The following is a 20,317-nucleotide window of genomic DNA, read 5'->3' as shown; positions in this document are numbered from 1 at the left end:
CGTCATAGGCTTTCAGGATCGTGTTCTTGGTCGACAGATAGACCGGATAGTTGCGGGCCAGGCCATAGCTGAACGAGGCGTGGGCGAAGTCGCGGATCGAGTCGTCCAGGTTGTACATGCCCATTGCTACGCCGGCTGACGGGAAGTCGAAGACCTCGTAGTTCTGCTCTTCGCCGTTGGTGCCGACCCATTTCATGGTCAGCTTGCCCGGACCGGGGACCAGGAAATCGGTGGCCTTGTACTGGTCGCCGAAAGCATGACGGCCGACGACGATCGGCTGGGTCCAGCCGGGCACCAGACGCGGCACGTTCGAGCAGATGATCGGCTCGCGGAAGACCACGCCGCCCAGGATGTTGCGGATCGTGCCGTTGGGCGACTTCCACATCTTCTTGAGGCCGAACTCCTTCACCCGGGCTTCGTCCGGCGTGATGGTGGCGCATTTCACGCCGACGCCGTGCTTCTGGATGGCGTGGGCGGCGTCGATCGTCACCTGGTCGTCGGTGGCGTCGCGGTGCTCCATGCCCAGGTCGTAGTAGTCCAGCTCGACGTCGACGAACGGAAAGACCAGCTTGTCCTTGATCCATTGCCAGATGATCCGGGTCATCTCGTCGCCGTCGATGTCCACGATGGGATTGGCGACCTTGATCTTGGCCATGAAGCGCCTCTGTGCTGCGTGTCGGGGATTTGAGTTGGCGGGGGTATAGCGAGGCATTGGCTCGGGCGAAAGGTCTGGAGCGCGTGCGCCTCCCGCCGGGTTAACTTTGTCTCGAAAAAGCCGCCGTGCGCGGACTGAACCGATGGCCGCTTCAGGCCTTTGGTTTCCGGAACGGGCGTTGCGTAACTGGTGCGAGTATGGACGATGAGACACGAAGACTGGTCGATCGCTGGATCATCACCTTCCTGGAGCCACCCGCCTTCGTCGATGCGGAACTGATGGCTCAGGTGCTCGCTGAAGAGGACGACAGGATCGCGGAGCGCCAGACCCAATGACCGAAAAGACCTTCAGGCCCGGCGATACGGTCAAGTGGGACCACAGTCAGGGCACCACGACCGGCAAGGTCATCAGGAAGTTGACGAAGCCCATGACGATCAGGAATCACAAGGTTGCGGCCTCGCCCGACAACCCCGAGTATCTGGTCGAGAGCGGAAAGACCGGCGCCCAGGCGGCCCACAGGCCGTCGGAACTGCGCAAGGCCTGAACACGCTGTGAGGGGGATGACGATGAACCGATGGACCATTGCGGCCGCGACCGTCTTGCTGGCGGCCTGCGGGAACGGCGAGGCGGGAACCGCCGGCGAGCCGGGCGCGCCGCCAGCTCCTGCGACGCAAGCCGCAAGCGTGAAATCGGAGAGCCGCCAGTTCCGAGACTGGTACGCCGTCTGTGACAACGGCAACGCATGCGTCGCCTACACCGGGAGCGTGGCCGCCTGGATCCGGGTCGGCATGGACGCAGGTCCGCAGGCCCAGCCGACCATCCAATTCGGCCTCTGGCCCGATGGCGGCGAGGAAAATCTCGGCGCTTCGATCAGTCTGGTGATCGACGGGCGACGCCATGCGACGACATCCGGCCCCGACGACACCTCCAGCGCCGTGATCCCGGCGCACGACGTCCGCGCCGTCCTCGCCGAACTGGCCGCAGCCAGGTCGATCAGCCTCGTGTCGGGGGACCAGACGGCGGAGCTTCCGGCCGCCGGCGCGTCTGCCTCGTTGCTGTGGTTCGATGAACGGCAGGGACGACTGGACACGACCACCGCCCTGATCCGGCGCGGCCAACGCGCGGCCTCGGCCGTGCCAACCGCACCCGAACTGCCGGTCATTGCGGCAGCACCGGCCGTCAGTCAGGCGGGCTTCACAGCCGCCCTGGACCCTGTGAATACCGACGACGAGGACGACAACGCCGTCCCGCCGGCCGTGCTTGAGGCCGTGCCCGCCGTCAAGCAGTGTCGCGAGAACACCGCCTTCAACGAGTATCTCGGCAAGGCCGTCACCGCCTCGCGACTGAACACCACGACCGAGCTCTGGGGCATCCCTTGCGACAGCGGGGCCTACAACGTCAGCTATGCCTACTTCCTGACCGGGGCTGGCGGCACCGATGCGCGACCGGTCAGCTTTCCCGATGCGGACGGAAAGCCGATGGAAGGGGCGGACGGAACCGAAGACTGGCTGATCAACCCCGCCTTTGATCCGGCCACACGAACCCTGTCGGCCTTCGCCAAGGCGCGCGGGCTCGGCGATTGCGGCGTCTCCCAGACCTGGACCTGGACCGGCCGCGCCTTCGTGCTCAGCCGGGAACAGGTGATGAGCGACTGTTTCGGCATGGTCTCGGACTTCTGGCCCACCACCTTCCGCAGTCGATGAGCGGCGACCCCGAGGTCCTCATCATCGGCGCGGGTCCGGCCGGACTGACGGCGGCGACCTATCTTGGGCGGTTCCTGCGGCGGGTGGTGGTGGCGGACGCCGGCGAGCCGCGCGCCTGCTGGATTCCGCTCAGCCACAATATGCCGGGCTTCCCGGCGGGCATTACGGGTGCCGCCATCCTGTCGCGGCTGCGCGAACAGGCCGAGGAATACGGCGCGGTGATCGAGGCGGGGTCGGTCGAGGCGGTAAAGGTCGTCGACGCAGGCTTTGTCGCCCGGCTGAATGGACGCGACGTCCACGCGCGGGCGGTGCTAATGGCGACGGGCGTGGTCGATCACCACCCGGATCTGCCCGGCGTCGAGGATGCCGTGCGTCGGTCGCTCGTAAGGATCTGCCCGATCTGCGACGCCTATGAGGCCACCGGCAAGGCCGTCGCCGTGATCGGTGCCAGCGACATGGGCGTGCGCGAGGCCGCCTTCATGCGCACCTATTCCGACCGCGTGACCCTGATCCATGTCGGGGAGCCAGGTGCCCTGACCGAACGTGCGGCGCTGGAACGGCTGGGTATCGACCTGGTCGAGACGCCGATAGAGCAGGTGCATCTGGAAGGCGATCGGGTAACGGCCCTGAGCTGGGGAGGCCGCCAGACGGCTTTCGATATGGTCTATTCCGCGCTCGGCACCTCGGCGAATGCCGTCCTGGCCCGGACACTGGCTGCCGCCCTGTGCGACGACGGACGGTTGCTGGTGGACGATCATCAGATGACCAGCATCCCCGGCTTCTATGCCGCCGGGGATGTGGTGCGGGGCCTGAACCAGATCGCGGTCGCCACGGCAGAGGCCGCGATCGCTGCCACGGCCATCCACAACGCCCTGCGCAAAGCGGACAGCCAGACGGTCTAGGCCGACCAGCCGGGGGCCGAGCGAGGGCTCCACGGGGTGACCACATGGCGGGGCTTCGGGGCCCGCCGCTGCGCCCGGCGCGGCAGAACGGCGACCACTGCGCCGATCCAGCCCCATGCGGGTTCCTTATGAGTGCGGTTCATCTCTTCCATGTCAGCCTCCTCAGGCCGTCGTTTCGGGGAAGCCGATATCTGGGCTTGACGGCCGCCGGTCTCAAGCCAGATGATGGCTCGTAATCACAAGGCCGACTTATGCCAGATCCTCTCGCCGGCTTCCCCCTGGCCTCGATCCGCGTCTTCGAGGCGGCGGCCCGCCTGAAGAGCTTCACGCGTGCCGCCGACGAACTGGGCATGACCCAGGCGGCGGTTAGCTGGCAGATCAAGACGCTGGAGACACGACTGGGGCTCAGCCTGTTCCGCCGCCTGCCGCGCGAGGTACAGCCGACGGAGCCGGGCGAGCGGCTGTCGCGCGCCGCCACCGAGGCGATGCTGGTGCTGCGCCGGGCCCTGACCGACCTGACCGACGCGGACGAGGGCGTGCTGTCGATCACGACCCTGGCGACCCTGGCCAGTCAGTGGCTGGCGGCGCGGCTGGGCGGGTTCCAGATCGCCAATCCCGGCCTGGCGGTGAGGGTCGATACCTCGTCCAACCTGATCGACCTGAGCCGGGAAAACACCGACATCGCCATCCGCTCGGGCACGGGTCAATGGCCGGGGCTGGAGGCGGCTCTGCTGATGCCCAGCGTGTTCACTCCGCTTTGCACGCCCGCCCTGTGCGAGACGCTGAAGCTGAAGACGCCCGCCGACCTGATCGCCGCGCCCCGCATCGGAGAGGAAAAGGAATGGGGGGCCTGGTTCGCCGCCGCCGGGGTCGAGGGCGTGGCCCATCCGGCGGTGCGACTGCAGGCCGACTTCCAGGCGCTGGAGGTCGCGGCGGCCCTGGGCGGTCAGGGCGTGGCTTTGGCCTCGCCCATTCTCTATGCGCGAGAGATCGCGGCTGGAATGCTGATCAGGCCCTTCCCTCAGATCGTCGAGTTGAGTCCCGGCTACTGGATCTGCTGGCCCGCCGATCGTAGGCGCTCACCCAAGATCGTGCGCTTCCGCGAATGGCTGCTGGAGGCTGCCGCCGCCGACCCGGCGATCCGCGAGGCTCTGACCACCCTCGGTCGCTGAACCTGGCCCGTCAGCGAAGCTGTGCTTCCAGAACCGCCAAGGGCACCGAACCGTTCAGCAGGACCCGATCGTGCCAGGCCTTCAGGTCGAATCCCGGTCGGCTTTCGGCCTCCTGCCGCAGGCGTTCGATGACCGTCTGTCCCAGCTTGTAGGAACAGGCCTGGCCGATGGAGACGCAATAGCGGTCGATCTCCTTCTCGGCGGAACCGGCCGGCTCGCCGCATTCCTCGATCATGTACTGGATGGCCTGATCCCGGGTCCAACGCTTGTGGTGCAGGCCGGTATCGACGACCAGCCGCACCGCGCGGAACAGGTATGATTGCAGATATCCGACCCGGCCCAGGGGGTTGTCGGCATAGACGTCGAGGTCGTCGGCGGCGACGCGTTCGGCGTACAGGGCCCAGCCTTCGTTATAGGCCGAGTTGCCCGCGATGCGGCGGTAGACCGGCAGGGTGCCAGCCTCCCGCGCTATGGTGATCTGAAGGTGATGGCCCGGCGAGGCTTCATGATAGGTCAGCGTCGGCAAACCCCATTTGGGCCAGTTCGCCGTGTCCGACAGGTTGATGTAATAGGCGCCCGGCCGCGTCCCGTCCAGCGACGCTCCCTGGTAATAGCCCCCCGGCGCGCCGATCTCGATCGAGGGCGGCACGCGGCGAATCTCTACCTGGGCCTTGGGCAGGGTGTTGAACACGCGGGACAGCATCGGTGCCAAGGCCGCCATCTGTTCGTTCAGCGAAACCAGCAGATCGGCCTTGCCCTGATCGGTGTTGGGCCAGAGGTATTGCGGGTCTTCGTTCAGGGCCCGGATGCGGGCTCCGACCGATCCTTCGGACATGCCCTGGGCCTTCAGGATGGTGTCGATCTGCGCCTGGATTTCGGCGACCTGCTCCAGACCGATCTGGTGGATCTGTTCGGCGGTATAGTCGGTGGTGGTGTAGGCACGGAGCGCCAGGCCATAGGTCTTGCCGCCTTCGGGCAGCTTCCAGGCCCCGGCGTCCTCGGTGGCGTTCGGGCGCTGAGCCTCGAACACCGCGATCTGACGGGCCAGGGCGGGCTTGACCAGGGTTTCGACGACATCGGCGGCCTGGGCTCCCCAGTCGCCCATCAGGTTCTTGTCGTCGGTCTTGCGGATCAGGGCCTGGATCATGGCCATCTCGTAGGGCGGCGTGGCCTGAAGCGTCTTCAGTTGCGTCAGGGTCTTGTCCATCAGGAAGGACGGCAGCATGACCCCCGCCCGGCCGTCGGCCGCGATCCGCTCGCTCTCTCCGTCCAGCACGCCGGCGAAGGCCTCCAGCCGCGAGATGAAGGCGGCGGCATCGGCCTCGGTCTCGATCCGGTGCTGGTTGGCCATGAAGTCGGGCACGGAAAAATAGGCCCCGGACCGCTGGGTCACCACATAGGGGCCGATGCCACCGCCATAGGGGATGTCCGCCGCCATCGCCGCCCCCTCGGCGGTGAAGCGGAAGATGGCCCGGGTCACCTTGGCCTGGTCCGACAGGCCGTCCTCGGAAACCGTCTGAATCTCGGTCCAGCGGGCACGGGCGCGGGCGCGATCGGCTTCGGCGTCGGCGAGGCCGGACTTGCGGAGCTTGCTGGACAGGTTGGACTTGTCGCCCCGGTCGAGGCCGAGGTTGGTCGCCTGCTCGGGACTGTTCTGCAGATTCTCCTCGAACCAGCGGGTCATCATGGCGTCCAGCCGGGCACCAGCCTCGGACATGACGGGCGGCGTCTGGGCCGCGGCGGGCAAGGCCGCGACCATGCCGAGACCGGCGGCGGAGACGAGCAGGCGGCGGCGATCGATCATGGTCATCTCTCTCATCAGGCCTGACGCGACGCGACCCAGCCGTCGATCACCTCTTCAAGCACGGTTAGAGGCACGCCACCGGCGGCCAGACCCACGTCATGGAAGCCCTTGATGTCGAAGCGCGGGCCCAACTTGGCCCTGGCCGCCTCGCGCAGGCGTACCCAGGTGGAATGGCCGACCTTGTAGCTGGACGCCTGACCCGGCCAGACGGCGTAGCGCTCGACCTCGGTGGCGATGGAGCTTTCCTGGTCGCCGAGGGTGTCGACCATGTAGCGGATGCCCTCTTCGCGGCTCCAGCGCTTGTAGTGCAGGCCGGAATCGACCACGAGCCGGGTCGCCCGGAACATCAGCGACTGGATACTGCCGATCCGGCCCCAGGGGTCGTCGTCGTACATCCCGATCTCGTCGGCCAGTTGTTCGGAATACAGGCCCCACCCTTCGGAATAGGCCGAGAAGCCCAGGATCTTCATCAGCATGGGTGCCGAAGCGTTCTCCTGTTGCAGGGCGATCTGGAAATGGTGGCCGGGAACCGCCTCGTGATAGGTCAGGGTCGGCAGGGTGAATTTCGGCCACTCGGCCGTGTCGCGCAGATTGATGTAGTAGGCGCCGGGTCGCGATCCATCCAGCGACGGCGACTGATAGTAACCGCCGGGCGCGCCCGCCTCGATGTCCTTGGGCACGCGTCGAATGTCGCAGCCGGATTTCGGCAGCCGGCCGAAATACTCCGGCATCCGCGCCATGACCCGCTCCATCTGGGCATTGAGATCGTTCAGCAGGGCTGCCTTGGCTTCGTCGGTGTTGGGATACAGCTGGCCGGGCACCTGGTCCGCGATTGAGGCGATCCGGGCCCCAACCGTGCCCTGGGTCAGGCCCTGGGCCTTCAGCAGCACGTCGGCGCGGGCGGACAGCTCCGCGACCTGTTCGAGACCCATCTGATGGATCTCCTGCCCGGTCATGCTGGTGGTCGTGTAAAAGCGCAGGCCGAAGTCGTAGTAGGCCTCGCCCTGCGGCAGGCGCCAGACACCGGCGTCATGGACCGCCGCCGGACGCTGGGCGGCAAGCGCCTCGCGCTGGCGACGCAGGGCCGGCAGGACCTCTCCGGACACGATGGCGAGCGCCCGCGCCGACCAGTCCCCCGCCAGTCCCTTGGCCTCCGCCCGACGCGCCACCGAGGTCACGAGCGTCAGACCCGTCGGATCGGCGTCCAGCGTCCGGTCCATCTGGCCGGTCGTCCGGTCGATGACGAAGTCCGGCGGAACGGCACCGGCACCGAAGTCGGCCCGCATCCGCTCCGTCTCCTGGTCGTAGACCTTGCCCAGGGCCGACAGGCGCAACAGATACGCCTCGGCGTCCTCGGCTGTCTCGATCGAGTGCTGGCTGTCCAGGAAATCGGGCACGGACTGATAGGCCCCGCCCAGCTGGCTGATCGTATAGGGCGACGGGTACTGGCCGCCGCCGTATGGAAAGTCGGAGCCCGACGCCACCGTCTCGCCGAAGAATTTGACCGAGTCGAAATAGACCCTGGACTGGGTCGTCAGGGCGTTGCGGTCGATGGCGGAAAGCTCGGCCATGCTGGCCCGCATCTTGACCTTGTCTGCGTCGATCTTGGCCTGGGACTGGTCATCCAGCCGTGCCTTCATCGGTGCCGCGGGTCCCTTGTCGAGGCCCAGCATGGTCAGGGTCTGGGGCGAGGTCATGATCATGTCGCGCACGATCCCGTCCATCGCAGCCGTCAGGGCCGCATCGGCCGCGCTTCCACCGGGCGCAGCGGTCTGGCGCACGGGCCCGGCGAGGGCGCGAGCGGGTTCCGATAGCGCCGCCAGGGCGCTGGCGGCGACGAGGAGGCGGCGGCGATCGATCATGGGGGACTCCGGGGACGGGACTTTGCGTATCAGCCGTGATCCCAAGTCCCGACGCAAGCGTTACCCGGCGTGCAGTTCCTGCTTTACCCGTTCGGCCAGTGATTTGATGTCCAGCGGCTTGGGCAGGAAGGACACGCCCTTCTCGTCCTGCAACAGATCCGAGAAGTCGCTCTCGGCATAGCCCGAGATGAACATCACCGGCGCATCGCCCAGATACTGACGCGCCTTCTTGAGCAGGGACGGCCCGTCGAGGCCGGGCATGATGACGTCCGAGATCATCATGTCGATCTGGCCGGCCCATTCCTCGGCCAGGGCCAGGGCCTCCTCGCCGTCGGCGGCCTCGATCACCTCATAGCCGCGCTGGCGGAGCAGGCGGGCGGCGATGCCGCGCACGGCAGCCTCATCCTCGACGAACAGGATGCGTCCGGCACCCGACAGGTCGCGCGGCGCGGCCTTGACCTTGACGACGACGGGCGCGGCCTCGACCAATTCCTCGGCCGTCGCGGCGGGCAGGAAGATGCGGAAGGCGGCGCCCGCCCCCGGCAGGTTGGTCACGCCGATATGGCCGCCCGCCTGCTGGACGATGCCGTAGACGGTAGCCAGCCCCATGCCCGTGCCCTCATTGACGGCCTTGGTCGTGAAGAAGGGCTCGAAGATCTTGTCCAGCAGTTCGGGGGGCACGCCGGGACCGGTGTCCGAAACCTCGATCAGGGCGACCTCGTCGGTCGGCGCATCGAGCCAGCCCATGGTCCGGGCCTCGGCGCCGGTCAGGCGGCGGGTCAGGATCGTGACGACGCCGGCACCCGGTTCGACCACGCCGCGCATGGCGTCGCGGGCATTGACGGCCAGGTTCATGACCGCCGTCTCCAACTGGGACTTGTCGGCCAGCACCACCGGCAGGTCGCGTCCGTAGTCCGTCTCAAGCCGCACGTCCTCGCGCAGCAGGCGACGCAGCAGGACGGTGAACTCGCTGACCAGTTCGCCGAGGTCCAGCCGCTCGCGCCGCACAGTGGACTTGCGCGAGAAGGCCAGCAGCTTGCGCACCAGGTCGGCGGCGCGGATGGCGGTCTGACGGATCTCGTTCAGGCCGTCGTAGGAGGGATCGCCGACCGGATGGCGCTCCAGCAGTCCCGACAGCTGCAGCTGGATCGCGGTCAGAAGGTTGTTGAAGTCGTGCGCCACGCCCCCGGCCAACTGGCCCACGGCCTGCATCTTCTGGGCCTGAGACAGCTGCAGCTCCATCGACTTCTGGGCCGAGACGTCGAACAGCCAGACCCGACGCTTGTCGCCCTCGGGGGCGACATACAGGTGCAGCATCTTGTCGGGATGGGCGCGCGCGACCAGTTCGATCGGGCCGGTCGATCCCGCCGCCATACGGGCGCGGGCCTCTGACACGCCATTCGGCTCGAACAGATGGCCGAAGGCGGCGTCGCGGGCGGCATTGGGACCGGTCAGGACGGCGAGCGCCGGATTGGCGTCCTCGGTGCGGCTGGCGAAGATGTCGTCGCCATCGATGACGGCCGAGCCGAACGGCGCGCCGGCCGCCATCGCCCTGCCCTCGCCTGAGGCGGCAACATAGGACTTGGGAAGGGCGGAGGCCGGGGTCTCCAGCGCGGCCTGCGGGGCCTCGCGCACCAGGAAGCGACCGCCTCCGGTCGCATCGGTCCCCGCCTGACCGATCAGCATCTCGATCTCGCGAGTCCCGACCAGAACGATGGCGCGTCCCTGTTCGCCCTGCCGGGCCTGCGCGAAGGCCATGTAGAGCGCCTGTGCCGACTTGCCCTTGGGCAGGGCGTCCAGGGCACCGTTCTGCGCACCCCACGCAGCATTGTAGACCAGCACCTGTCCGCTCGCGCGAACCAGGGCGGCCGGCTCGGCCATGGCGTCCAGCATCTCGACCGCGAGGTCCCCGGCCGGGGCGGCCCCCGTCGCCTTGCGTTCTCCTCGCCCGAAGGCCAGCAGGCCGATCAGGGCCATGGCGGCGACCGTCAGGAGAAGCACCGCATGGGGCGTCGTCGTCGGGCCCGACCGGAAAGCCGGCCAGGCCAGGGCTCCGATCGCGACCGAAAAGCCGACCGCCATCACGATCAGCAGCGGATCGAAGCGGAACCTCGGCGAGGGATGGGCAGGTGCGGTCACGCGACCTCTCAGGCGAATCAGTTCCGCAGCATACGCCACAAATGAAATCTTCCCCTTCGTGCGCGAACAGGCGGGTTCTCCGCAGGCGTCCGAACGGCTATCTGGCCCTCCATGACCTTGCCCCACGCCATTTCCGGCCTCTCCGAGATCGCCGCCGACTATGACATCCTGCTGTGTGACGTCTGGGGAGTGATCCACAACGGGCGCGAAAGCTGGCCCGAGGCCTGCGAAGCCCTGGCCCGGTTCAACCGAGACCATGGCCACGTCATCCTGATCTCCAACGCACCGCGTCCGGCCTCGGACGTGCATGCTCAACTCGACGCGCTGGGCGTGCCGCGCGAGAGCTGGAGGGCCTTCGTCACCTCCGGCGACGCGACCCGCGCGGAACTGGCGAAGCGCGCACCGGGTCCGGCCTGGGTTCTCGGACCCGACCGGGACTGGCCCCTGTACGACGGCCTTGGGCTGGACCTGGCCGAAGGTGCAGGCGACGCCGCCTTCCTGTCGGTGACCGGCCTGCTCGACGACACGACCGAAACGCCCGCCGATTATCGCGACCGTCTCAAGCCCGCCGCCGAACGGGGCCTGGAGATGATCTGCGCTAACCCCGACCGGATCGTGCAGCGCGGCGACACCATCATCTACTGCGGCGGCGCCCTGGCCGATCTTTACGAGGAACTCGGTGGCCGCGTGACCATGGCCGGAAAGCCGTTCAGCCCGATCTATGACCTGGCCCTGGCCGAGGCCGAGCGGCTGCTGGGTCGGACCGTCGACCGGTCGCGGGTGCTGTGCATCGGCGACGGGGTCATCACCGACGTCCTCGGGGCCAACCAGCAGGAACTCGACTGTCTGTTCATCGCCCAGGGCATCCACGGCGACGCGGCCAAGGGCCCGGACGGGCTGATCGACCCGGCGCTGGCGGCGGACCTGCTGAAGGCCGAGACGACCTATGCCCGGTACTCCGCGCTGGATCTGACCTGGCAGGCCTCGCCAAAGTGATGTCGGCCGTCTAACAGCGACGCATGACCGGACCCCACCCCTCAGGCGGCTATATCCTCGAAGAGCTCTCGGTCGGCATGGTCGCCGAGAAGCCAGTGATCATCACGGAAGAGCGGATTCAACGCTTCGCCGAGGCGTCCGACGACTTCAACCCCGTGCACATGGACGAGGCCTATGCCTCCAAGACCGCCTATCGCGGGCGGATCGCCCACGGCCTGCTGTCGGCGTCGTTCGGCTCGGCAGTGGTCGGGACCATCCTGCCGGGTGCCGGCGCGATCTACCTCGCCCAGACCCTGGCCTTCCACAAGCCGGTGCGGATCGGCGACGTCGTGATCGCCAAGATCACGGTGGCCTCGGTCGATGAGGTGTCCGCCCGGGTCGTCCTGACCTGCGAGGGCCATGTGAACGGCGAGTTGATCATGGACGGCGAGGCGACCGTGCGTGTGCCCCGCCGGCGCCGTCCCGCCAAGGACTGACCGTCCATGGCGATCCAGGTCATTCGGGGCTGGCGCGACCTGCCGGCCGATCTGAAGGGCGCGGCCGCTGCGATCGGGGCGCTGGACGGCGTGCATCGGGGCCATCGCGCGGTGATCGCCGCAGCGAGGGAGGCCTCCGTAGGGCTGGACGCCCCTCTGGCAGCGGTCAGCTTTGACCCGCATCCGCGCCGCTGGTTCCAGCCCGAGGCCGCGCCGTTCCGGCTGATGAGCGCGAACCAGATGGCGCGGGCGCTGGAGCCGCTGGGCGTGGAGCACCTTCATCTGCTGGCGTTCGACGCCGAGATGGGGGCGATGAGCGATGCCGACTTCGCCCGGGACGTGCTCGGAGCGGGATTGGGCATCCGTCACGCCGCCGTCGGCTTCGACTTCACCTTCGGCAAGGGTCGGTCGGGATCGCCCCAGTCCCTGAAGGCTTATGGACACGACCTGGGTTTCACCGTGTCGGTCACGTCCCGGGTCGATGACGCCAACGGCCTGAAGCTTTCGTCCAGCGCGGTGCGTGAGGCCTTGCAGGCCGGCGACATGGCGCGCGCCACCGCCATTCTGGGCCGCCCCTTCTCCATCGAGGGCGAGGTGGTCCACGGCGACAAGCGCGGCCGGACCATCGGCGTCCCGACCGCCAACGTCCGGCTCGGCGACTATATGCGGCCGGCCTACGGGGTCTATGCGACGCGGACGCGGCTGGCAGACGGTCGCGTCATCGACGGCGTCGCCAACCTGGGCGTCCGACCCATGTTCGAGATCGAGGAGCCCTTGCTGGAGGTCTGGCTGTTCGATTTCACAGGCGACCTTTACGGCCAGATCGTCGAGACCGAACTGGTCGCGCGCTTACGGGGCGAGATGCACTTCGACGGGCTGGATGCGCTGAAGGTTCAGATCGACAGGGATGCGATGGCGGCGAAGGCTGCCCTGTCGCTCATCCCCCCGCCGCCTCGATGACCTTGAGGGTCTCGGCCCGCACCGACTTGCCGTCGGCGCCGATGACGTCGTCGACCTTCCAGTTCACGCCCTCGCGGACCAGATTAAACGTCTGCGTGGTCGTCTCGCCCGCGTTGGTGAAGACGACGGCGGCCGTGGCGGCGTTCACCCCCGTCTGACCGACGGTCAGACTGTCGAGGGTGAACGGCCCCTGGTCCTGGCAGGCACAGATCAGGTCATAGTTCAGCGTCGGTACTTCGCCGTTGGCCACCCGGAAGTCCGCACCGATCGTCGCGTTCAGCATGCGCGAATAGATCGGATCCTGACCGGGTGCCGGCGTATCGGTCCCCGGACCACCGGCGACATAGACGGCGTACAGCGCTCGCACGAAGGGCTCGGGACCTTCGGCCGCCGCAGCATAGACGGCGGGACGCCCGGGCGGCAGGGCAGCCGCGGCCGGGGCCTCGGGTGCCTTGGCCTCCTGAGGGGGCGAGCAGCCGGCCATGAGTGCGCTCACGACCAGGGCGGCGGGGATCAGCAGGCGCATCGACGGTCTCCGTTCTTTCAGGCAGCGGGCTGGGCGCGGGCCTCGGCGATCCAGGCGTTCAGCGATTCGACCAGCGGCCGTTCGGGGAACTCCCGGGTCTGGTCACGCTGGATGTCGTCGATCTTCCAGGCGCCGTTCTCGCGCACGAGGTTGTAGGTCTGGCTCACCGTCTCTGGCGGTGTAGCCTCGGCGAAGGTCAGGACCACGGCGGCGTCGGCGTGGTCGGCGTCGCGCGGCGTGACGGTGACGGCGGTCAGGCGCATTCCGGTGTCGTCCTGGCAGGCGCAGAAGGGATTGGCCTCGAAGAATCCCATGTCTCCCTCGGCCGTCAGGGTCTGGGTCTGACCGATCAAAGTCGCCGTGCGTGTGGACCAGGGCGCGGCGCTGTAGAGGTCAGGGCCTTCGCCCGTCGCGGTGCCGCCCTGCGTCGTCGGGTACAGCGACCGCACGAAGGCCTCCGCCGCGGGATCGGCGGCCTGGGCGGCGTCGGGGGTCTCGGCGCTGGTCGGAGTGGATGCGGTCTCGCCCTTGTCGCAACCGCTCAGGATCAGACCGAGCGACAGGGCGGTGACGGCGAAGGGGATGGCGAGACGCATGGATGTTTCCTGGAACTTTGCGCGATCATCGGTCGCCGCGCTGATGTCGACGCTAGGCCGCCTTTCGGTGATTTCCCAGCCCTGTCCGCAGCCTATTCGTGAGCCGACCCTCCCGCCTCGACCCGCTGGATGGATTCGGTCAACTGGTCTGCCAGGCTGGGGTAGCCGGGGTTCAGCACGTCGTCGATCGTCCATCCCCGGATCGGATCACCCCAGAGCAGGAGTCGAGCGGTCTTCGTCTCGCCCGAGTTGACGAACCTGACGGTCGCGATCCAGCGCATCCGCGCGGTGTCGAGGCTGACGACCACTGAAAGGACGCGGAGGTTCTCCCAATCCTGGCAGTCGCAGATCGGATCGGCGTCGAGATAGGGCAGGTCGTCGGTGGCCAGTTCGCGGTCGCGTCGGATCAAAGTCGCCATCCGGGGCGACCAGACCGCCCGATCGCCCAGGTCCGGCGGCGAGACGTCCTCGTCGGAATAGGCGGCATAGACGCCGCGCACGAAGGCAGCGGCCCCCTCGTCGCCGCGCTGGGCGGAGGCCGATGTGGCCATGCCCGCTATCAGTAGACCCACGATCATCGCTGGAAAATGCCGCATCCTCGCCTCCGTATTCCGCCGGATCATGCGCCGGGTCCGCTCCGGTCCCACTGTCGAATGCTGACGCCCGCACTGGCGCAGCCGGTTCCGGCTCTGCTAGACAGCGCCCATCATGACCGTCCGCGTCTTCCGTCGCCCGATTTCGATTAGCCGCCCGGCGTAGCGCCGAGGGCTGCTTCAGCCCCGCCCACGCCGGGACATTCCGCTCACGACCCGAGCGACCATCGAGACAGCGAACGATCACTCCAGAGACGCCGAGACCAACCATGGCCGACGACCAGTCCCCCGCCCCGACCGAGACCCGCGACTATCGCGAGACCGTCTTCCTGCCCGAGACGCCGTTCCCGATGCGGGGCGGCCTGCCGCAGAAGGAGCCGGCGATTCTGGAGCAGTGGGGCGACCTCTACGCGACCCTGCGCGCCGAACGTCAGGCCCAGGGTGCGCCGTTGTACGTCCTGCACGACGGCCCGCCCTACGCCAACGGCGACATCCACATCGGCCACGCGCTGAACAAGACGCTGAAGGATTTCGTGGTCCGGTCGCGGTTCCTGCTGGGCTACGACGTCGATTATGTCCCCGGCTGGGACTGCCACGGCCTGCCGATCGAGTGGAAGATCGAGGAACAGTACCGCGCCAAGGGCCGCCGCAAGGACGAGGTCTCCAAGGAGGAGTTCCGCAAGGCCTGCCGCGACTATGCCGCCGGCTGGATCGACGTCCAGGGCGCGCAGTTCAAGCGGCTGGGGATCACCGGCGACTTCGACAACCGCTACGCCACCATGGACTTCACGACCGAGGCGGCCATCGTCGCCGAGTTCCACAAGTTCAAGAACTCGGGCCAGCTGTATCGCGGCTCCAAGCCCGTCATGTGGTCGCCGGTCGAGCGCACCGCCCTGGCCGACGCCGAGATCGAATACCACGACCACGTCTCGCCCACGATCTGGGTCAAGTTTCCGGTCATCGCGGCGTCGAACGACCACGACGACGACCTACTGGCCTTCCGGCACGCGACACCGTCTATCGTGATCTGGACCACTACGCCCTGGACCATCCCGGCCAACCGGGCGATCAGCTATGGGCCCGAGATCGGCTATGGCCTGTACGAGGTCCAGTCGATGGAACAGGGGCTGGAGTTCGAGCCCTGGGCCGCGCCCGGCGACCGGCTGATCGTCGCCGACAAGCTGGCCGAGGACGTGTTCAAGGCGGCGAAAATTGCCACGTGGACTCGGGTCGGCGACCTGAATCCGTCGGGGCTGGAGTGCGCCCATCCGCTGGCGGCGCTCGATCCCGGTTATGGCTTTTCGGTGCCGCTGCTGGCCGGTGATCACGTCACCGACGACGCCGGCACGGGCTTCGTCCACACCGCGCCGGGCCACGGCGCCGACGACTTCGAGGTGTGGAAGGCCCACGGTCATCATGAGGTCCCCGACACGGTCGATCCCGACGGTGCCTACTATCCCGGCGTGCCCCTGTTCGCGGGGCTGAAGGTGCTGGAGACCGAGGGCAAGAAGACCGGCAAGTTCGGGCCCGCCAACGGCGCGGTGATGGAGAAGCTGATCGAGGCCGGGACGCTCCTGGCGCGCGGTCGGATCGAACACACCTATCCGCATTCGTGGCGGTCCAAGGCACCGGTGATCTTCCGCAATACGCCGCAGTGGTTCATCCGCATGGATGCAGCCCTGAAGGACGGCGACACCCTGCGCGAAACGGCGCTGAAGGCCATCGACCACACCGACTTCCACCCCGAGGCGGGTCGCAACCGCATCCGGTCGATGGTGGAGGGCCGGCCGGACTGGCTGATCAGTCGTCAGCGCGCCTGGGGCACGCCTCTGGCCATGTTCGTGGACAAGCACACGGGCCAGCCGCTGCATGACCCCGAGGTCGACGCCCGCATCCTGAAGGCCATCGCCGAGCACGGTGCCGACATCTGGTTCAGCGCGCCCGACAGCGATTTCCTGGGTGTCCACGACCCGGCGCGGTACGAGAAGGTCGAGGACATCCTGGATGTCTGGTTCGACAGCGGATCGACCCATGCCTTCACGATCGAGCCGCGTGATCCGGCCAACGGATACGTCGGCGACAGGCCCTCGCACTGGCCGGCGGACCTTTATCTCGAAGGGTCCGACCAGCATCGCGGCTGGTTCCAGTCGTCGCTGCTGGAGGGGTCCGGCACGCGCGGCCGGGCGCCGTTCAATGCGGTCCTGACCCACGGCTTCACCCTCGACGAGAAGGGGGAGAAGATGTCCAAGTCCAAGGGCAATACGACCGACCCCGCCGTCATCATCAAGGAGAGCGGGGCTGACATCCTGCGCCTTTGGGTCGCGCTGGTGGACTATTCGGACGATCAGCGGATCGGCAAGACGATCCTTCAGACGACGGTAGATGCCTATCGCAAGCTGAGGAACACCGTCCGCTATCTGCTGGGCGCCCTGGTCGGGTTCGACGAGGACGAGCGACTGACCGACTACGATCAGATGCCGCCTCTTGAGAAGTTCGTGCTGCATCGGCTGCACGAACTGGATGGCCAGGTGAGGAAGGCCTACGCCGAATACCGCTTCCAGGACGTGGTCCGGCCGGTGCTGGAGTTCTGCGCCAACGACCTGTCGGCCCTGTATTTCGATATCCGCAAGGACAGCCTGTACTGCGACCGTCCGGATGCGATCCGCCGCCGTGCGGCGCGGACGGTGATGGACGAGGTATTCATGCGCCTGACCGCCTGGCTGGCCCCGTTGACGCCGTTCACGATGGAGGAGGCGTGGCTGACGCGGTTCCCGGAAGCGGGAACGAACTGTGCGCGGGTGATTCCGGAGACGCCGGGTGAGTGGCGGAACGAGGACGAGGCGAAGCGGTGGGCGGGCGTCCAGTCTTTGCTGGAGGTCGTCAACGAGAAGCTTGAGGGCGCGCGTCGCGAGAAGCTGATCGGCGGAGCCCTCGACGCCTGGCCCGTGGTTACGGCGTCGGCCGAGGCTTTCGCGCCGTTCGAGGGGCTGGACGCGGCGGAGATCTTCCGAACGTCCGGTGCCGAACTGATCTTGGGCGATGCGCCGTCAGTCGAGGTTCGCCTCGCCGACTTCCCGAAATGCGCCCGCTCCTGGCGTCGGGTGCCCGACGTCGGGTCCGACCCCGATTACCCCGAGCTCAGCGCCCGCGATGCGGATGCCGTGCGGTGGTGGGATCAGCAGCGGGCGGGGTAATCCACATCCGCTCATCCCGGCGAAAGCCGGGACCCAGTGCTTTTGGGAGTCACGGGTGTGGGATTGCCGGCAATGCAAATCCGTTGCCGCCGATTGCCCAAAGGACTGGGTCCCGGCTTTCGCCGGGATGAGCGGGATTGAGTTGTCAAAGACCGTGGGCAGGCACGTCAGACTGGATTCAAACCCGTGAACTGATCCGGCCGCAGGAACCGCTTGGTGAACCGCGCCTCAGCCACCGCGCCGTTGAAATAGTTGACGCGGTTGATGCGGCAGCCGACGGACGCCCGCCCCGGGCCCTGGGGGGTGAAGGCGACGGCGGCCTCGCCCTGGAGTTCGCCGTTGACGAAGGAGCGGTACATCGTCCCGTCATAGGTCTGGGCGACGTGATACCAGCGGCCGACGGGGTGGAGCTTGTCGGGAAACAGCAGGGTCTGGTTGTAGGTCGGACCCTTGGTGAAGGCGTCGAGGGACCACTGGTCGCCATAGACGCGGATCTCGAACAGGAAGCGGGTACCGACGGGGGTCTGGCCGGGGACGACGGTCTCGTCGGCCTGGAGGTGGAACCAGCGTTGCTCGTAGGCACCGCCGTCGGGACGGAAGACGGCCTCGAAGGCGAAGGTGGAGGCACCGGCCAGGGGGTGGTCGCCGATGAACAGGGCGTCGTCCACGCCGTCGAACTTGAGCGCACCGCCGGGCAGAGAGGCCGGGCCTTCGATGCGTTGGGGGGCACCTTCGATGGTCAGGGGTGCGCCGACCCGGTCGAGGTCGCCGAAGCGCCAGACTGTCTGGTCCGGCTGATCCGACCCAGCGAAGGTCGCGCATCCGGTCGTCGCGACCAGCCCCGCCGCCGCGCCGCCGATCAGAATCTGGCGCCTGTCGATCATGCCGCCAGACCCTCGATCAGGTCGCCCAGATTGCGCACGAACACCTGGGTCGAGATGCATTCGACCGGGAAGTCGGTGTTGTAGGGCGAGGTGTCCCACAGGTCGCCGACGCGGGTCGTCTGGTACTCGCCGCCGGTCACCTCGGCCGGGGCCGGACCGATATAGGGGTTGGAGGTCGTGGTCAGGGGCGAGGGCCAGTAGCCCCGGGCGTTCAGGCCCGAGACCAGTTCGGCGACGCGGGCCGGCGTCATCGGCCGCTCGCGCCGGGCGTCGGTGGACATGTCCCAGATGCTGACGTCGCGCAGGGTGAAATATTTCGGCAGCTTGAGCGACCCGGCCCGCGCCTTCAGCGGCGAGGCGGCGATCAGGGCGGCGGGGTCCATGGCGGCAGCCGCCTCGTACTCGGCGCGGATGGCGGCAGTATCCACGTTCCGGAACGAACCGTAGTGGACGATCAGATTGTTCGGATTGGTGTCGGCGTAATACTGGCCGTTGGTGATGTTGGACCCGCGGCGGTGGATATAGACCGGGGTGTTCGAGCCTTCGAGGATGAAGGTCGGATGGGTCCGGCCCGGCGCGATCAGGTTCTGGGGCGTCCTGACCTGATCCAGCCAGTCCAGGGCCTCGGGCAGGCGTTCGAGGAATTTGCGGTCGCCGGTCAGACGATAAAAGCCGATCATCGAGCGGATGTTGGTGCCCGTCGTGTGGGTGGCGAAGGCCTGGGGCTCGATGGTGCGGGCGGGGGCGGGCTTCAGCGTGTCGGGGAAATGCTGCAGGCCCCAGGCCGGCTGCGGCATGGGCTGCTGGGTCTTCACATAGATGTCCATGCCCCGCTCGATGGCATCGACCAGACGGGCGTCGTTCGAGCCCAGGGCCTGATGCGCATAGAGCAGGAACTCGATGTTCTCGCCCGCCACGTCGTCGTTGAAGGTGATGTAGGGCGTATAGTCGGCATGGCCGTGGGCGCCGCCGTTCTCGACGAAGGGGAAACGCTGGGGCCAGCCGCCGTTGGGATACTGGGCATCGAGGACGAACTGGATCGCCTTGTCGAGCGGGGCCCGGTATTTGCGCTCGCGCTTCTCCAGATAGACGCGCAGCAGCAGCTGGGAGGCCTCGGCCGTGCCGGCGTCGTCGAACGTCGCATTGCCGTAGAAGCGGTGATATTCCTCCATGCGCCAGGCGTTGTGACCATAGGTCTCGTACCAGGCCTTGAGGCTTTCCTCGCCCGCCGTATCGACGACGTAGTTCCAGCCGCCGCGCGGATGCTGGCCGGCGACCAGGGCGTCGGCGGCGGACTTGGCGGCGTCATAGAACTGCTCGTCGCCGGTGGCGTGATAGGCGTCGAGGAAGGCGTGGCCGACCGTGGCCGTACCCGGAGGCTGGACCCAGATGATGGTCGGCGAGGCCTCAAGCTCGCCCCAGCGGCGCGAGAAGTCGGGCAGGACGTTCCAGACATAGCCGCCGCCGACCGCGACCTCGTCGGTCATGAAGGCAGCGGCCTTCTTCATCGCGGCCAGAATGGCGGTGCGGTCCGGCGAGCCTTGCGCAAAGGTGGCGGGCGCGGCCGAGGCGAAGGCGCTCGCAGCGGCGGCCCCGAGCAGGGCACGGCGGTTCATCGAGATGGACATGAGGATACTCCGAACGCTTCCACGGGGCGGACTCTGCGGTCCTTCCGTATCAGATTAGGCGCTATGACACCGGTTTCCTAGTGGGTTCGGCTGAGCATTTTTGCACGCCTCTTCGCCCTCACGCGATCTGTCGCTGAAGGGTTGGGAAGGGCCGGCGGAGCGTCCGGGCTCCCGCCCGGAATAGGGGTAGTGATTACCGTTTCGGCGAAAGACGAACGCTCCGCGTG

The 20,317-nt window shown here is 67.5% G+C and carries 19 protein-coding genes; 9 read left to right on the top strand and 10 right to left on the bottom strand.

The features are described from left to right. The coding region (locus tag JHC99_RS09570; protein ID WP_292153680.1) for an NADP-dependent isocitrate dehydrogenase at positions 1-655 on the bottom strand (655 nt) is incomplete at its 3' end. A 197-nt stretch (positions 656-852) separates the two neighbouring features. Here JHC99_RS09570 and JHC99_RS09565 point away from each other — a divergent pair. The 4 genes from JHC99_RS09565 to JHC99_RS09550 are packed head-to-tail and all read left to right on the top strand — an operon-like array spanning position 853 to position 3,260. After that, positions 853-990: a hypothetical protein gene (locus tag JHC99_RS09565; protein WP_292153679.1), complete on the top strand. Its 138-nt coding sequence runs from the start codon at positions 853-855 to the stop codon at positions 988-990. After that, entirely contained in the window at positions 987-1,199 is a 213-nt protein-coding gene (locus tag JHC99_RS09560; RefSeq protein ID WP_292153677.1) for a DUF2945 domain-containing protein, read from the top strand. Before JHC99_RS09565 ends, JHC99_RS09560 begins: the two co-directional genes overlap by 4 nt. A 22-nt stretch (positions 1,200-1,221) precedes the next feature. After that, the gene (locus JHC99_RS09555; protein ID WP_292153675.1) at positions 1,222-2,358 is read left to right on the top strand and encodes a DUF1176 domain-containing protein; all 1,137 of its coding nucleotides are present in this window, start codon (positions 1,222-1,224) and stop codon (positions 2,356-2,358) included. Continuing rightward, a complete protein-coding gene (locus tag JHC99_RS09550) occupies positions 2,355-3,260 on the top strand; it encodes an NAD(P)/FAD-dependent oxidoreductase (protein ID WP_292153673.1) in 906 nt (301 codons plus the stop codon). Before JHC99_RS09555 ends, JHC99_RS09550 begins: the two co-directional genes overlap by 4 nt. On the opposite strand, the gene JHC99_RS09545 is transcribed toward JHC99_RS09550, so the two are convergent. Next, entirely contained in the window at positions 3,257-3,412 is a 156-nt protein-coding gene (locus JHC99_RS09545) for a hypothetical protein (RefSeq protein WP_292153671.1), read from the bottom strand. The genes JHC99_RS09550 and JHC99_RS09545 overlap by 4 nt on opposite strands. A gap of 99 nt (positions 3,413-3,511) precedes the next feature. Between JHC99_RS09545 and JHC99_RS09540 the strand changes: the two genes are divergently transcribed. Beyond that, positions 3,512-4,432: a LysR substrate-binding domain-containing protein gene (locus tag JHC99_RS09540; protein WP_292153669.1), complete on the top strand. Its 921-nt coding sequence runs from the start codon at positions 3,512-3,514 to the stop codon at positions 4,430-4,432. A 10-nt stretch (positions 4,433-4,442) separates the two neighbouring features. On the opposite strand, the gene JHC99_RS09535 is transcribed toward JHC99_RS09540, so the two are convergent. The 3 genes from JHC99_RS09535 to cckA are packed head-to-tail and all read right to left on the bottom strand — an operon-like array spanning position 4,443 to position 10,237. Next, complete coding sequence (locus JHC99_RS09535; RefSeq protein WP_292153667.1) at positions 4,443-6,236, bottom strand: DUF885 family protein; 1,794 nt, start codon at positions 6,234-6,236, stop codon at positions 4,443-4,445. A gap of 14 nt (positions 6,237-6,250) precedes the next feature. After that, positions 6,251-8,098, bottom strand: a complete 1,848-nt coding sequence (locus JHC99_RS09530; protein WP_292153666.1) for a DUF885 family protein — start codon at positions 8,096-8,098, stop codon at positions 6,251-6,253. Positions 8,099-8,158: 60 nt separating this feature from the next. Next, positions 8,159-10,237, bottom strand: coding sequence for a cell cycle histidine kinase CckA (cckA, locus tag JHC99_RS09525; RefSeq protein ID WP_366927762.1), 2,079 nt, complete (start codon positions 10,235-10,237; stop codon positions 8,159-8,161). 111 nt (positions 10,238-10,348) lie between these two features. Between cckA and JHC99_RS09520 the strand changes: the two genes are divergently transcribed. Genes JHC99_RS09520 through JHC99_RS09510 form a run of 3 tightly spaced genes read left to right on the top strand, consistent with a single transcriptional unit; the run spans position 10,349 to position 12,669 of the window. Beyond that, on the top strand, positions 10,349-11,233 hold the full coding sequence (locus JHC99_RS09520) for a TIGR01459 family HAD-type hydrolase (RefSeq protein WP_292153663.1): 885 nt from the start codon (positions 10,349-10,351) through the stop codon (positions 11,231-11,233). A 23-nt stretch (positions 11,234-11,256) separates the two neighbouring features. After that, entirely contained in the window at positions 11,257-11,709 is a 453-nt protein-coding gene (locus JHC99_RS09515) for a MaoC family dehydratase (protein ID WP_292153662.1), read from the top strand. Positions 11,710-11,715: 6 nt separating this feature from the next. Then, positions 11,716-12,669, top strand: a complete 954-nt coding sequence (locus JHC99_RS09510; RefSeq protein ID WP_292153660.1) for a bifunctional riboflavin kinase/FAD synthetase — start codon at positions 11,716-11,718, stop codon at positions 12,667-12,669. Here JHC99_RS09510 and JHC99_RS09505 read toward each other — a convergent pair. The 3 genes from JHC99_RS09505 to JHC99_RS09495 all read right to left on the bottom strand — a co-directional run bounded on the left by JHC99_RS09505 (position 12,647) and on the right by JHC99_RS09495 (position 14,342). Then, on the bottom strand, positions 12,647-13,195 hold the full coding sequence (locus JHC99_RS09505) for a DUF3828 domain-containing protein (RefSeq protein ID WP_292153658.1): 549 nt from the start codon (positions 13,193-13,195) through the stop codon (positions 12,647-12,649). The genes JHC99_RS09510 and JHC99_RS09505 overlap by 23 nt on opposite strands. A 17-nt stretch (positions 13,196-13,212) precedes the next feature. Continuing rightward, positions 13,213-13,791 (bottom strand): DUF3828 domain-containing protein, encoded by a 579-nt coding sequence (locus JHC99_RS09500; protein ID WP_292153656.1) that lies wholly within the window; start codon positions 13,789-13,791, stop codon positions 13,213-13,215. A 92-nt stretch (positions 13,792-13,883) separates the two neighbouring features. Continuing rightward, complete coding sequence (locus tag JHC99_RS09495; protein WP_292153654.1) at positions 13,884-14,342, bottom strand: DUF3828 domain-containing protein; 459 nt, start codon at positions 14,340-14,342, stop codon at positions 13,884-13,886. A 311-nt stretch (positions 14,343-14,653) separates the two neighbouring features. Between JHC99_RS09495 and ileS the strand changes: the two genes are divergently transcribed. Beyond that, positions 14,654-17,578: an isoleucine--tRNA ligase gene (gene ileS / locus JHC99_RS09490; RefSeq protein ID WP_292153652.1), complete on the top strand. Its 2,925-nt coding sequence runs from the start codon at positions 14,654-14,656 to the stop codon at positions 17,576-17,578. A gap of 167 nt (positions 17,579-17,745) precedes the next feature. On the opposite strand, the gene JHC99_RS09485 is transcribed toward ileS, so the two are convergent. After that, positions 17,746-18,462 carry a LamG-like jellyroll fold domain-containing protein gene (locus JHC99_RS09485; RefSeq protein ID WP_292153650.1) on the bottom strand — a complete coding sequence of 239 codons (717 nt, stop codon included), beginning with the start codon at positions 18,460-18,462 and terminating at the stop codon, positions 17,746-17,748. After that, positions 18,459-20,090: a pectate lyase gene (locus JHC99_RS09480; RefSeq protein ID WP_292153648.1), complete on the bottom strand. Its 1,632-nt coding sequence runs from the start codon at positions 20,088-20,090 to the stop codon at positions 18,459-18,461. The genes JHC99_RS09485 and JHC99_RS09480 overlap by 4 nt, the downstream gene beginning before the upstream one ends. Between the last annotated feature and the right edge of the window lie 227 nt (positions 20,091-20,317).

Origin of the sequence: Brevundimonas sp. (genome assembly GCF_016463485.1) — a bacterium.
GTDB lineage: Bacteria > Pseudomonadota > Alphaproteobacteria > Caulobacterales > Caulobacteraceae > Brevundimonas.
This window is presented reverse-complemented; position numbering and strand designations above follow the sequence as displayed.

Coding starts and splice junctions, on each gene's coding strand:
- JHC99_RS09480 (WP_292153648.1), bottom strand. CDS start 20,090: ATGTCCATCTCGATGAACCGCCGTGCCCTGCTCGGGGCCGCCGCTGCG.
- JHC99_RS09535 (WP_292153667.1), bottom strand. CDS start 6,236: ATGATCGATCGCCGCCGCCTGCTCGTCTCCGCCGCCGGTCTCGGCATG.
- JHC99_RS09510 (WP_292153660.1), top strand. CDS start 11,716: ATGGCGATCCAGGTCATTCGGGGCTGGCGCGACCTGCCGGCCGATCTG.
- JHC99_RS09545 (WP_292153671.1), bottom strand. CDS start 3,412: ATGGAAGAGATGAACCGCACTCATAAGGAACCCGCATGGGGCTGGATC.
- JHC99_RS09500 (WP_292153656.1), bottom strand. CDS start 13,791: ATGCGTCTCGCCATCCCCTTCGCCGTCACCGCCCTGTCGCTCGGTCTG.
- JHC99_RS09555 (WP_292153675.1), top strand. CDS start 1,222: ATGAACCGATGGACCATTGCGGCCGCGACCGTCTTGCTGGCGGCCTGC.
- JHC99_RS09550 (WP_292153673.1), top strand. CDS start 2,355: ATGAGCGGCGACCCCGAGGTCCTCATCATCGGCGCGGGTCCGGCCGGA.
- JHC99_RS09520 (WP_292153663.1), top strand. CDS start 10,349: ATGACCTTGCCCCACGCCATTTCCGGCCTCTCCGAGATCGCCGCCGAC.
- JHC99_RS09560 (WP_292153677.1), top strand. CDS start 987: ATGACCGAAAAGACCTTCAGGCCCGGCGATACGGTCAAGTGGGACCAC.
- JHC99_RS09485 (WP_292153650.1), bottom strand. CDS start 18,462: ATGATCGACAGGCGCCAGATTCTGATCGGCGGCGCGGCGGCGGGGCTG.
- JHC99_RS09530 (WP_292153666.1), bottom strand. CDS start 8,098: ATGATCGATCGCCGCCGCCTCCTCGTCGCCGCCAGCGCCCTGGCGGCG.
- JHC99_RS09565 (WP_292153679.1), top strand. CDS start 853: ATGGACGATGAGACACGAAGACTGGTCGATCGCTGGATCATCACCTTC.
- ileS (WP_292153652.1), top strand. CDS start 14,654: ATGGCCGACGACCAGTCCCCCGCCCCGACCGAGACCCGCGACTATCGC.
- JHC99_RS09515 (WP_292153662.1), top strand. CDS start 11,257: ATGACCGGACCCCACCCCTCAGGCGGCTATATCCTCGAAGAGCTCTCG.
- JHC99_RS09540 (WP_292153669.1), top strand. CDS start 3,512: ATGCCAGATCCTCTCGCCGGCTTCCCCCTGGCCTCGATCCGCGTCTTC.
- JHC99_RS09495 (WP_292153654.1), bottom strand. CDS start 14,342: ATGGCCACATCGGCCTCCGCCCAGCGCGGCGACGAGGGGGCCGCTGCC.
- JHC99_RS09505 (WP_292153658.1), bottom strand. CDS start 13,195: ATGCGCCTGCTGATCCCCGCCGCCCTGGTCGTGAGCGCACTCATGGCC.